Origin of the sequence: Paenibacillus hodogayensis (assembly GCF_039536325.1) — a bacterium.
In the GTDB taxonomy this organism is placed as follows: Bacteria; Bacillota; Bacilli; order Paenibacillales; family NBRC-103111; genus Paenibacillus_AB; species Paenibacillus_AB hodogayensis.
In genome coordinates, this window is record NZ_BAAAYO010000019.1 from 19910 (window position 1) to 31574 (window position 11665).

9 protein-coding genes and 1 riboswitch are annotated in these 11665 nt (G+C 58.8%); all 9 genes read right to left on the reverse strand.

Annotated features, from left to right (window positions below; genetic code table 11):
* Nucleotides 1-71: 71 nt before the first annotated feature.
* The 9 genes from purF to ABD796_RS32400 all read right to left on the reverse strand — a co-directional run bounded on the left by purF (nucleotide 72) and on the right by ABD796_RS32400 (nucleotide 11353).
* Nucleotides 72-1565 carry an amidophosphoribosyltransferase gene (gene purF / locus ABD796_RS32360; protein ID WP_344916318.1) on the reverse strand — a complete coding sequence of 498 codons (1494 nt, stop codon included), beginning with the start codon at nucleotides 1563-1565 and terminating at the stop codon, nucleotides 72-74.
* Entirely contained in the window at nucleotides 1550-3793 is a 2244-nt protein-coding gene (gene purL / locus ABD796_RS32365) for a phosphoribosylformylglycinamidine synthase subunit PurL (protein WP_344916320.1), read from the reverse strand. Before purL ends, purF begins: the two co-directional genes overlap by 16 nt.
* Nucleotides 3771-4463, reverse strand: a complete 693-nt coding sequence (gene purQ, locus ABD796_RS32370; protein ID WP_344916322.1) for a phosphoribosylformylglycinamidine synthase subunit PurQ — start codon at nucleotides 4461-4463, stop codon at nucleotides 3771-3773. Before purQ ends, purL begins: the two co-directional genes overlap by 23 nt.
* A 19-nt stretch (nucleotides 4464-4482) precedes the next feature.
* Complete coding sequence (gene purS / locus ABD796_RS32375; RefSeq protein WP_344916324.1) at nucleotides 4483-4725, reverse strand: phosphoribosylformylglycinamidine synthase subunit PurS; 243 nt, start codon at nucleotides 4723-4725, stop codon at nucleotides 4483-4485.
* A gap of 43 nt (nucleotides 4726-4768) precedes the next feature.
* Nucleotides 4769-5659, reverse strand: a complete 891-nt coding sequence (locus ABD796_RS32380) for a phosphoribosylaminoimidazolesuccinocarboxamide synthase (RefSeq protein WP_344916326.1) — start codon at nucleotides 5657-5659, stop codon at nucleotides 4769-4771.
* A 93-nt stretch (nucleotides 5660-5752) separates the two neighbouring features.
* On the reverse strand, nucleotides 5753-7051 hold the full coding sequence (gene purB, locus ABD796_RS32385; protein ID WP_344916328.1) for an adenylosuccinate lyase: 1299 nt from the start codon (nucleotides 7049-7051) through the stop codon (nucleotides 5753-5755).
* Nucleotides 7052-7126: 75 nt separating this feature from the next.
* Entirely contained in the window at nucleotides 7127-8287 is a 1161-nt protein-coding gene (purK, locus tag ABD796_RS32390) for a 5-(carboxyamino)imidazole ribonucleotide synthase (RefSeq protein ID WP_344916330.1), read from the reverse strand.
* Nucleotides 8287-8784: a 5-(carboxyamino)imidazole ribonucleotide mutase gene (gene purE, locus ABD796_RS32395; RefSeq protein WP_344916332.1), complete on the reverse strand. Its 498-nt coding sequence runs from the start codon at nucleotides 8782-8784 to the stop codon at nucleotides 8287-8289. The genes purK and purE overlap by 1 nt, the downstream gene beginning before the upstream one ends.
* A gap of 166 nt (nucleotides 8785-8950) precedes the next feature.
* A riboswitch (purine riboswitch) is annotated at nucleotides 8951-9052 on the reverse strand.
* Between the two features lie 564 nt (nucleotides 9053-9616).
* Nucleotides 9617-11353 (reverse strand): polysaccharide deacetylase family protein, encoded by a 1737-nt coding sequence (locus ABD796_RS32400; RefSeq protein WP_344916333.1) that lies wholly within the window; start codon nucleotides 11351-11353, stop codon nucleotides 9617-9619.
* Nucleotides 11354-11665 lie beyond the last annotated feature (312 nt).

The following is an 11665-nucleotide window of genomic DNA, read 5'->3' on the forward strand; positions in this document are numbered from 1 at the left end:
CACTCCTTGAAAAATGGTAGGTAACCTACTGTACAAACGTCAGAGCCGGATAGGTCCGACTTTGTACCTGATCAATCGCAGGCGCAGGAAGCGGCTGCCGCAGCTGCCTCGTCGTCCGGCACCTGCGTCGGGTAAATGTTGTCGAAGCAAGCCGTGCAATGGCCGCCATGCGCTTCGTCCGACAGACGCCCGATCGAGTCGATCAAGCCGTCCTTGCTCAAAAAATGCAAAGAATCCGCGTTGATCGCAAGGCGAATTTCCTCAATCGATTTCTGCGAGGCGATCAGTTCCTTGCGGTCCGGCGTATCGATGCCGTAAAAGCAAGGGTTTTTGAACGGCGGCGAGCTGATCCGCACATGCACTTCCTTCGCCCCGGCCTCGCGCAGCAGATTGACGATGCGCAGCGACGTCGTGCCGCGTACGATCGAATCGTCGATCATGACGACGCGCTTGCCTTCCACGACCTTGCGAACGGCGCTCAGCTTCATCTTCACGCCCTGCTCGCGCAGCTCCTGGCTCGGCTGAATAAACGTCCGGCCCGTATAGCGGTTTTTAATGAGCCCGAGCTCGTACGGAATGCCCGTCTGCTCGGCGTAGCCGATTGCCGCGGAGATGCTCGAATCCGGAACCCCCGTAACGATGTCCGCGTCGACGAACGATTCCATCGCCAGCCGGCGGCCCATCCGCTTGCGCGCGCTGTGCACGTTGACCGCATCGATATCGCTGTCCGGGCGGGAAAAATAAATGTATTCCATCGCGCAGACGGCCCGCTTGAGCGACGGCGAGAACCGATCCTCCCGCATCCCGTCCGGATCGAGCACAAGCAGCTCGCCCGGCTCGATGTCGCGGACGTACTCGGCGCCAACGGCGTCGAACGCGCACGTCTCCGAAGCGAAAATCCACGCCTCGCCGAGCTTGCCAAGCACAAAAGGACGAAGACCGTGCGGGTCGCGTGCCGCGATCAGCTTGCCGTTCGTCATGAACAGGAAGGCGTACGCCCCGTTCAGCTCGGCAAGCGCCTCGCGAACCGCCTCCACGATGTCGTCGTGCTGCGAGCGGGCGATCAGATGGGCGACAACCTCGGTATCGCTCGAGGTCTGGAAGATCGAGCCTTGCCGTTCCAACCGCTTGCGGATTTCCGGAGCGTTGACGATGTTGCCGTTCGTCGCGACGGCCAAATCGCCCTCGCGGTATTTGAACACGAGCGGTTGGGCGTTGGCCAGCTTGCTTTCCCCGGCCGTCGAATAACGCACGTGGGAGATCGCAAATTGCCCTTGAAGCGTGGCAAGCCGGTCGTTGTCGAACACTTCCTTGACGAGCCCCATCCCGCGGTGGTAATGAAACTGGCTGCCGTCCGACGTGCAGATGCCGCCGCTTTCCTGACCGCGGTGCTGCAGCGCGTGCAAGCCGTAATAGCACAAATGGGAAGCTTCGGGGTGTCCATACACCCCGAAAACCCCGCATTCTTCCTTCAATTTATCGAACAAGTTTTCGCGATTGATGCCTTCATTGTAAAAGTCCCCGGTCCAAAGCGTACCGGCAGGGTACTTTATTGCATCAAACATGGGATCGCATCCTTCCAAACCTTTTCTAGGTGAGCGACAGGCGACTGGATGGCTGGTTTTGCGTTCACTTCGATTTGCAACTCTTCCCCTTGCACCGTTCCGATGTTCCGAACCGGCACGCCGCGTTGGGCGATCCATGCTTCCAGCTCGGCAGCCTTCTCCTGCGATGCGCTGAGCAGGATGCGCGACTGGCTCTCGCTGAACAGCTCGAAGTCGGCGCGCAGTGCAGTTTGCAGGCCGATCTTGGCGCCGATGCGGCCGCTGATGCACGATTCGGCAAGCGCTGCGGCAAGTCCGCCCTCGGACAAGTCGTGCGCGGATGCGACCAAACCTTGCTGAATGGCGCCGAGGACCGTATCGAGCAATGTCTTCTCGGTGTCGAGATCGATCTGCGGCGGACGTCCTTCGGTTGCGCCATGCAGCACCTTCTGGAACTCGCTGCCGCCCAGCTCCGCCTTCGTTTCGCCGAGCAGGAAGATGACGTCGCCTTCCTTCTTGAACCCTTGCGTCGTAATATGATCGAGATCGTGGATGAGGCCGACCATCCCGATAACCGGCGTCGGGTAGATGGCGCCTTTGGAATTCTCGTTATACAGGCTAACGTTGCCTCCGATAACCGGAGCGTTCAGCTTGCGGCAAGCTTCGGACATGCCGTCCGCGGCTTTCTCCAGCTGCCAGAAGATCTCCGGCTTTTCCGGGTTGCCGAAGTTCAGGTTGTCCGTAATCGCCAGCGGCTCCGCGCCCGTGCAGACGATATTGCGCGCCGCTTCCGCCACGGCAATCGCGCCGCCGACTTCGGGATCGAGGTAGACGTAACGCCCGTTGCAGTCCGTCGTCATGGCCAGCGCCTTGCGCGTGCCGGGGACGCCGACGACTCCCGCATCCGAACCCGGGCGGACGTAGGTGCTCGTGCGAACCATGTAGTCGTACTGATTATATACCCATTCCTTGCTCGCCACGGTCGGCGAAGCCAGAACTTGTTTCAACGCATCCGTCAAATCCGTTACTTCCGCATAGCGGGTCGTGTCGACCGAAGCCTGCTGCTCGTAATAGGCCGGAACTTGCGACGGCTTGTTATACACCGGGCACTCGTCGACGAGCGCCTTAACCGGCAGCACGCCGACCAGCTCGCCCTTGTGGAACAGCTTCAGGTTGCCGTCGTCGGTTACTTTGCCGACCTTCGCGCAGATCAGGCCCCAACGCTCGAATATCGCTTTGGCCTGCGCCTCGTGCTCCGGCTTGACGACGAACAGCATCCGCTCTTGCGATTCGGACAGCATCATCTCGTAAGGCGTCATGCCTTCCTCGCGCTGCGGCACCTCGTCGAGGTACAGCTCCATGCCGTTGCCGGCTTTGCTGGCCATCTCCGAGCTGGAACAAGTAAGTCCCGCCGCGCCCATATCCTGAATCCCGACAACGATACCGGAATCGATCAGCTCGAGCGTCGCTTCCAGCACCAGCTTCTCCATGAACGGGTCGCCGACTTGAACCGCAGGACGCTTCGCTTCCGATTCCGCCGTCAGTTCCTCGGAGGCGAACGTCGCTCCGTGAATACCGTCGCGGCCAGTGGCCGGACCGACGTAGAATACCGGGTTGCCGACGCCTTGGGCGACGCCTTTTTGAATTTTATCGTGATCGATGAGGCCTACGCACATCGCGTTGACGAGCGGGTTGCCCTCGTAGCTTTCGTCGAACATGACTTCGCCCGCAACGGTCGGAATGCCGATGCAGTTGCCGTAGCCGGCGATGCCGGAGACGACGTGCTCGAACAAATATTTGACCCGGTCGTTATGCAGAGAGCCGAACCGGAGCGAATTGAGCAGTGCTACCGGACGGGCGCCCATCGAGAAAATGTCGCGGATAATGCCGCCGACGCCGGTCGCCGCGCCTTGGTAAGGCTCGATAGCCGACGGGTGGTTATGGCTTTCGATCTTGAATACGACGGCTTGATTATCGCCGATGTCGACGATGCCCGCGCCTTCGCCCGGTCCCATCAGGACGCGAGGTCCGGTGATCGGGAACCGCTTGAGGATCGGCTTGGAGTTTTTGTACGAGCAATGCTCGGACCACATGACGCTGAATACGCCGATCTCCACATAATTCGGCTTCCGTCCGAGAAAGCCGCAGATGAGATCGAATTCGCTGTCGGTGACGCCCATCTGCTTGTAAATTTTTTGTTCCGCGATTTGTTCCGCCGTCGGTTCCTTAACGGACAACTGCTGCGCCATGTTTTTCCCTCCATGCGTTCAAAATCGACGTAAACATCCGTTTGCCGTCCTCCGAGCCGAGCAATTGGTCGACCGCCCGCTCCGGGTGCGGCATCATGCCGACGACGTTGCCCTGCTTGTTGCTGATTCCCGCGATATCGTCCACCGAGCCGTTCGGGTTGTCGCCTTCATAGCGGAATACGATCTGGCCGTTCGCCTTCAACTCGGCCAACGTCGCATCGTCGCAGTAGTAGTTGCCTTCGCCGTGCGCGATCGGAATATCGATCACTTCGCCCGCCGCATATTGCGTTGTGAACGGATTTTGGTTGTTGTCCACGCGCAGCTTCGTCTGATGACAGCGGAATTTGAGCGACCGGTTGCGCAGCATGGCGCCCGGGAGCAAGCCCGATTCCAGCAAAATTTGAAACCCGTTGCAGATGCCGAGCACGAACTTGCCCTGCTCCGCCGCCTTTACCACTTCGTTCATGACCGGTGCGAACCGGGAAATTGCGCCGCAGCGCAGGTAGTCGCCGTACGAGAAGCCGCCCGGCACGAGAATAGCGTCATATTGGGACAGATCGGTTGCCGTATGCCAGACGTATTCGACCGGTTGGCCGATCGTCTGTTCGACTGCCTTGAAACAGTCGATGTCGCAGTTCGATCCGGGAAAAACGAGAACCGCAAATTTCATGGGTCGATTGCCCTCCTTATTAGTTCAGCTCAAACCGGTAGTCTTCGATAACCGTATTGGCGAGCAGCTTCTCGCACATGGCCTTGACGCGGGTTTCCGCTTCCGAGCGGTCGTCCGTATCGAGTTCCAGCTCCATATATTTGCCGATGCGCACTTTGCCGACTTCCGCGAAGCCCATCGAGTGAAGGGCGCCCTGGACGGCGCTGCCTTGCGGGTCAAGCACGTTTTGCTTGATCGTGACGTAGACGGTTGCTTTGAACATGGGAAAGTTCCTCCTCATTATCGATCGAAAAAAGTTCGGATGTTTATCCGCCGGTCAAGCGGTTCAATATATCGCGGTAACGGCGCGACGTTTCTTCCACGACCGACGCGGGCAGCGGATCGGGCTCGCTGTTCTTGTCCCAGCCGGAATTGGCCAAATACGTGCGCACCGGTTCCTTGTCCATGCCGTCGATCTCGATATCGAGCGCGTAATTTTCTTTGGCCCAGAAGCGCGAGGAATCCGGGGTGAAAATTTCGTCGATCAACACTACCTTGCCGTCGATCAGGCCGAATTCAAACTTCGTATCGGCCAGCACGATGCCGCGCTCGGCACAGTATTGATGAGCGTATTCGTACAGCTTGAGGCTTTTGTCGCGCAGCTCGGCAGCCAGCTCCTTGCCGACCAGCTCCTCCATCCGCTCGAACGAAATGTCCTCGTCATGCCCGACGTCGTTTTTGGCCGCCGGCGTGAAGATCGGCTGAGGGAACTGTTCGTTTTTGCGCATGCCTTCCGGAAGCTTGATGCCGTTAATTTCGCCCGTTTTCTGGTATTGTCTCCAGCCGCCGCCGGTAATATAGCCGCGCACGACGCACTCGATATCGACGCGCTGCGCCTTCTTCGTTACCATGAAGCGATGCTTCATGACGTCGGCGTCGTTGACCAGACCGGCCGGGAGCTTCTCCAGATCGGCGTGGACCAGATGATTCGGCATCAGCTCCGCCGTTTGCCCGAACCAGAACGCACTCACCTGGTTCAGGGCGTTGCCTTTGTCCGGCACGGCCGGGCTCAGCACGTAATCGAAGGCGGAGATGCGGTCGGTGACGACCATCAGGAAATGCTCGCCCAGGTCGTACATTTCCCTTACTTTCCCTTTGTAAAACAACGGTGCATTCACATATTCGGCAGCAGTCGAGATAGCCGTCTTTGCGCTCAAGGCAAAAGCCTCCTTTGAATTGGACAGGTCCGAACCGGGCTTGAGAGGAACAAGCCGGCCCGGTATGGTTGCGTTGCTTCGCTTACAAACGGCCTACTCGTTCAGCCCGAGACGCTCGAAAATCGTATCGACGTGCTTCAGATGCCAGCTCGGATCGAAGCAATCGGCGATCTCCTCGGCCGTCAACTGCTCGCGGATAACCGCGTCGCTCTCGACGATATCGCGGAACGAGCGCTGCTCCTCCCATGCCTGCATCGCCTTCGGCTGAACGGTGTCGTACGCCTGCTCGCGGCTCAGACCCTTGTCGATCAGCTTCGTCATGACGCGGCCGGAGAACGGTACGTCGTACGTGCTTCTCATGTTGCGCAGCATGTTGTCCGGGAAGACCGTCAAGTTTTTGATAATATTGCCGAGACGGTTCAGCATGTAGTCGATCAGAATCGTCGAATCCGGCAAAATGATCCGCTCGACCGACGAGTGCGAAATGTCGCGCTCGTGCCAAAGCGGCACGTTCTCGTAAGCCGATACGATATGGCCGCGGATGACGCGGGCCAGACCGGAGATGCTTTCGCAGCCGATCGGGTTGCGCTTGTGCGGCATGGCCGACGAGCCTTTCTGGCCTTTGGCGAACGGCTCCTCGACTTCGCGGAACTCGCTCTTCTGCAAAGCGCGGATTTCCGTAGCGAATTTGTCGAGTGACGTGCCGATCAAGCCGATGGTCGCTACGTAATGGGCATGACGGTCGCGCTGCAGCGTCTGGGTCGAGATCGGAGCCGCCTTCGTGCCGAGCTTGCCGCATACGTATTGTTCGATGAACGGATCGGCGTTGGCGTACGTGCCGACCGCTCCTGAGATTTTACCGAACTGCACGCCGTCGGCGGCCGCGCGGAAACGCTCCAGGTTGCGCTTCATCTCTTCGTGCCACAGCGCCATCTTCAAGCCGAACGTCGTAGGCTCCGCATGAACGCCGTGCGTGCGCCCCATCATCGGAGTGCTTTTGTACTGAACCGCTTTGTCCCGCAAAATGTCGATGAACGCCAGCAAATCCTTCTCGATAATCTCGTTGGCTTGGCGCAGCAAATAGCCGAGCGCCGTGTCGACGACGTCGGTGGAGGTCAGACCGTAATGCACCCATTTGCGTTCCGCGCCCAGCGTCTCGGAGACGGCGCGCGTGAAGGCGATTACGTCGTGGCGGGTTTCCTGCTCGATTTCATAAATACGGTCGATGTTGAAGCTAGCTTTGTCCCAAAGCGCCTGAACGTCTTCCTTCGGAATAACGCCGAGCTCGGACCAGGCTTCACAGGAAAGAATCTCGACTTTCAGCCAAGCGTTGAATTTGTTCTCTTCCGTCCAGATGGCGGCCATATCCGGCCGACTATACCGTTGCAGCATGTGAACTGTTACCTCCGTTATCGTTCTTCTTTATGGGGTTAATCGTTTATACCATGTAGTAAACTGCCGCTCGGGCTACGCTTTCCATACCGGCGATTGCTCCACCCAACGGATGGCTTTCTCCACATCGTCCGTCAACAGGTTGACGTGACCCATCTTGCGCTTCGCCTTCGCCTCGTGCTTGCCGTACAGATGCACCTTGGCGGCTATTTCTTCCGGCAAGCCGGCCTCGTCCTCCATCCATTCGAGCAGCGGAGCGACATGCTCGCCGAGAATGTTGGCCATGACGACCGGCGTCAGCAGCTCGACGGGGCCGAGCGGAAGGTTGCATACCGCGCGGACGTGCTGCTCGAACTGCGACGTGCGGCACGCATCCATCGTATAGTGGCCGGAGTTGTGCGGACGGGGCGCCAGCTCGTTGACGAACAGCTCGCCGTCCGCCGTCAGGAACATCTCGACCGCCAGCAGACCGATCGCCCCGAGCGATTCCGCGATTCGGGCGGCCACTCGCTCGGCCTGCTCCTTTACTTCAACGGAAATGCGCGCGGGCACGATGGACAAGTGCAAAATATTATCGACGTGAATATTTTCCGAGACCGGGAACGCTTGGACTTCTCCGCGCGGGCTGCGCGCCGCGATAACCGACAGCTCTTTCTCGAAGCGGATAAACTGTTCGAGCACCAGCTCGGTTTTGGCCCGGGCCAACGTCTCGTACGCCTCGGCAATTTCGTCCACCGAGCGGATGACCCATTGGCCTTTGCCGTCGTAGCCGCCGGTCGCCGTCTTGAGTACGCAAGGGGTGCCAAAGGCGGCCACGCCGTCTTGCAGGTCTTCGACGCTGCGAATTTCGCGGTAAGGAGCAACCTGGACGCCAGCCGCCTCAATCGCCCGCTTCTCGCGCAGCCTGTGCTGCGTCGTATAGAGCAGCTCGCTGCCCTGCGGCACGTAGGATTCGCTCATTAGCATGGCGGCCACGCCGGCGTCGACGTTCTCGAACTCATACGTAATGACATCGGAACGTTCCGCCAGTTTGCGGGCCGCCTCCGCGTCGTGGTAAGGCGCTACGATCTGCTCGTCGGCGATCTGGCCAAGCGGACTGTCCGGCGTCGGATCGAGCGTGGCAAAGCGGTATCCCATCGCCCGGCCGGCTAGCGCCAGCATGCGGCCGAGCTGTCCGCCTCCGAGCACGCCGATCGTGCTGCCTGGCCGGATTACATGATCGTGTCTTCCGCTCATTACTCTTCAACTCCCAGCGTCTCGCTCATCTCCAGCACGTGCAGCTTCAGCCGCTCGCGCCGCTCCAGGAAACGATCCATCAGCTCGGGATCGGAAATCCCCAATATTTGTGCGGCCAACAGCCCCGCATTGGTCGCTCCCGCATTGCCGATCGCCACTGTCGCCACCGGGATGCCGCCAGGCATTTGGACGATGGACAGCAAGGAATCGAGGCCGTTCAGGCTGGACGATTTGACCGGTACGCCGATGACCGGCAGCTCCGTCTTGGAGGCGACCATGCCTGGCAAATGCGCAGCGCCGCCGGCGCCGGCGATAATAACCTGCAAGCCTCGTTCTCGAGCCGATACCGCATATTCGAACATCAGGTCCGGCGTACGGTGCGCGGATACGACTTTTTTCTCGTAAACGACGCCCAACTCGTCCAAAATGTCGCAAGCGTGCTTCATCGTCGGCCAATCGGAGCTGCTGCCCATAATAACGCCTACTTTTGCCGTCATACATAGCCCTCTTTCCTGATCGTAGTGGGATGAAAAAAGAAAAAAAGTCCATGGACCGACGCTCGAGTGCGGCGTCTGCCTGTTGGACGTAAGCTTCTGCTGAAGGCCGCTTATGGCTGCGCGGAACCGAAAAAGGGAATGCCAGACCGCCGTATAGGGCGTCCCATTCCGCTTTCTGTTCGCTCGTAGTCCAAAAATTTAAGGTTTTTGGGTAGAGACTTCCGGGCCGTATCCCCGGGGTTATACGAGAACGTAATCATTGTTTAGGCCGTATTGTATCACTATCTTAGTTTATCAATGTTAACATCAACGTGTCAACTTAGAAAGGCGAACATTTTTGTGTCCATAATGTTCAAAAGTTCGTATTTATCTGAATAAAACAGGATCATTCGCTTGCAACGTCCGCCTTTCGTCCCAACTAAAGCGCCGCTCGCAGCAAGGGCACGTTCCGATCGCCCGAACGGCAGCGGAACATCGGGACCGTCCCCGCGCTTGACCGCCATCCGCGACGACCGGCTAATCCCGCATAATTGGCGGCATATGTCGAATAGTGCGGTCAAGTTCCTTGAAGCGTCGGCCTCGGCGTACTCGCTCGATGCACTTACGGAGCGGCGTCATTCGGCGGCGTTCGTTCGCCGTTTTGCCGTACTCGTCCCTTTCCCCATTATACCATATGGAACCGGCACCCTTCGACCGCCAACGGCAAAAAGCGCCCCTCCATAATAAAGGGACGCACTTATAGAAGTTGAACGAAAGATAGGCAACTCCGTTCCATCCCAAAAGGGATGGCCTCCTGTTAGATATTTTTTTCAAATACTGGATGTTAACCGTTTTATATAGCTCCGCGCAGCGAAATTCGAGTTTCTCCTTGCGGGACGTCCAGTATCCACTGCTGCAGCGGGATGCCGTACCGGATTACCGCACATGCGCTGCGAACTGCCGCTCCGGCTTCGCCCGCAGGCACGACCGCATCCGCTCCCAGCAGCACGGTCAACCCGGAACAAGCGCGGCCGGCGACGATGCGCAAACAGTCGTCTTCCACGTATGCGTCGACCGTCCGCCGCAACTCCAGCCATTCGTAAAGCTCCAGCGCCGTCCACCAGACGAACCCGTTGTCCTTCGCATACTTGACCAGCTCGACGAAAGCGGCATGCACACCTTTAACGAGCAGAAACGATGCCGGATGATACAAAAAGTGGGCTACGCCGTAAACGTCCTTGCTGCGGTCGACAAGCGCCTTCGCCTCCGGCATCGTGCAGCGCAACGGGGCCGGCGGATCCCAAGCCAGCGTCGGATTGCTGTACACGCTCATCAGCCGGTTGCGCTCGCCGGCTTCGGCCATCGGCACGTACGGATGGCAAGTGCCCATCAAAAACCCTTTGTTTCCTTGCTTCGTGCCTCCTTTGCTCTGCTCCATGACGATGCCGGTCCGCTCGCACCAATGGTACAAGTCCGCTCCGCCTTCCCAGCGCAAATAATGGTTTTTGTTCGTCCGGATGGGGAGCGACTCGCCAATCGCGGACAATTGCCCCTTCAGCATGTCGAGCTGCTCCCGGAACAGCGTCTCGTCCCAGCGGAAGCCGTCGGACTCCAGCGCGTTGTAATGAAGCGCAAGCTCGTGGCCCTCGGCGGCAATTCGCCGGTAAATACGTTCTGGGTACCCTGGCATGATGACGCACCAGCTCGAACGGACGCCGGACTCGGCGAGTGCGCCCAGCAACAATTCCGCCGCCTCCGGCGAGCTGCCGTCCGTATCGTGCGAAATATGGCCGATCGCTTCGATTCCTTCGGGCCAAAACCATGTCTGCGCGAACGTCCGGGAAATCGCTTCAGTCAATCGGTGGATAAGCCTAACGAATAAAATCCGAAACTCGTCTACGAGCGGGTCGATATAGAACGGCGCCCCGCCATCCACCGCGCCGCGGTCGCGCTCCCAGTTCAGCAAGATACCGTCGTCGGCTTTGAGAACGCCATCGTCGATACCACCGGTCCCGTCGGGAGCCGGTTCGCCGTCCTTCACTACCGGCACGCCCTGCTGGATCAAGCAGAAGGTGCGGGCCAGATCAATAGCGAGAAGAGATGCGGCGCCGCGGCTATACGTTTTTACCGTAACGACCGGATGCGCCGTATCGTTTCCGTCCGGCAACGTCATCGCGCCATAAGAAGCCGTGCCCTCGGCTGGATTCACAAGCGTCGCCCCGAAAAAGTGAAACGAGCTGCGCAGCCCGTCGGCGAGCGACGACTCTCCCCAGCCGATCCAGCCTTCCTCGATCGAGCGTTGCCGGTCCGCGCCGAGCACGTCGTCCAGCCCATAGGTGTCGCCTATCGCCAGCACGGCGTTACCGCTTTCGCAATACGCCCGCATAACGTCGTTCCATGCTTCTTCCTGATCGAGTCCAGCTACGATCGTTATGCCTTGGGGACGGCTCTCCAGCCACGCTTCCGGCGACCATCTCCGATAAGCCATGCCGGCTTGCTTAAGGATTTCCGGCCAATAAGACGCATAAACGTCCTCTCCCCGGCTCCACTGTTCGTCCGCCTGACGTTCGTTCCAAATCAAATGAATCATATGATAACCACCTGTCAGATACATGTTTTTTACATCCCAAATACATCATAAACGGATAACCCTCCACCGTCAATGTCCTAAAATCGAGCAAAAATACTTCCTCCGTGAGGCCGGCGCGCTGTTCGCCGCCAGCCTCTCCGCCCATCGACTCCAGGTTGCGCATCGCTTCGCTCCTCCTACGATGGCATTCGTTTGCATCGGGCATAACAAAAAAGCCCGATCTGCATCTTTCACAGATCGGGCTTTTTATTATCGCTTGGCGACGTCCTACTCTCCCAGGACCCTGCGGTCCAAGTACCATTGGCGCTGGAG

What these genes read in the sequence shown, in the direction of transcription:
- purK (WP_344916330.1), bottom strand. Translation starts at nt 8,287, where the DNA reads ATGAGCGGAAGACACGATCATGTAATCCGGCCAGGCAGCACGATCGGC.
- ABD796_RS32400 (WP_344916333.1), bottom strand. Translation starts at nt 11,353, where the DNA reads ATGATTCATTTGATTTGGAACGAACGTCAGGCGGACGAACAGTGGAGC.
- purF (WP_344916318.1), bottom strand. Translation starts at nt 1,565, where the DNA reads ATGTTTGATGCAATAAAGTACCCTGCCGGTACGCTTTGGACCGGGGAC.
- purS (WP_344916324.1), bottom strand. Translation starts at nt 4,725, where the DNA reads ATGTTCAAAGCAACCGTCTACGTCACGATCAAGCAAAACGTGCTTGAC.
- purE (WP_344916332.1), bottom strand. Translation starts at nt 8,784, where the DNA reads ATGACGGCAAAAGTAGGCGTTATTATGGGCAGCAGCTCCGATTGGCCG.
- purL (WP_344916320.1), bottom strand. Translation starts at nt 3,793, where the DNA reads ATGGCGCAGCAGTTGTCCGTTAAGGAACCGACGGCGGAACAAATCGCG.
- purQ (WP_344916322.1), bottom strand. Translation starts at nt 4,463, where the DNA reads ATGAAATTTGCGGTTCTCGTTTTTCCCGGATCGAACTGCGACATCGAC.
- purB (WP_344916328.1), bottom strand. Translation starts at nt 7,051, where the DNA reads ATGCTGCAACGGTATAGTCGGCCGGATATGGCCGCCATCTGGACGGAA.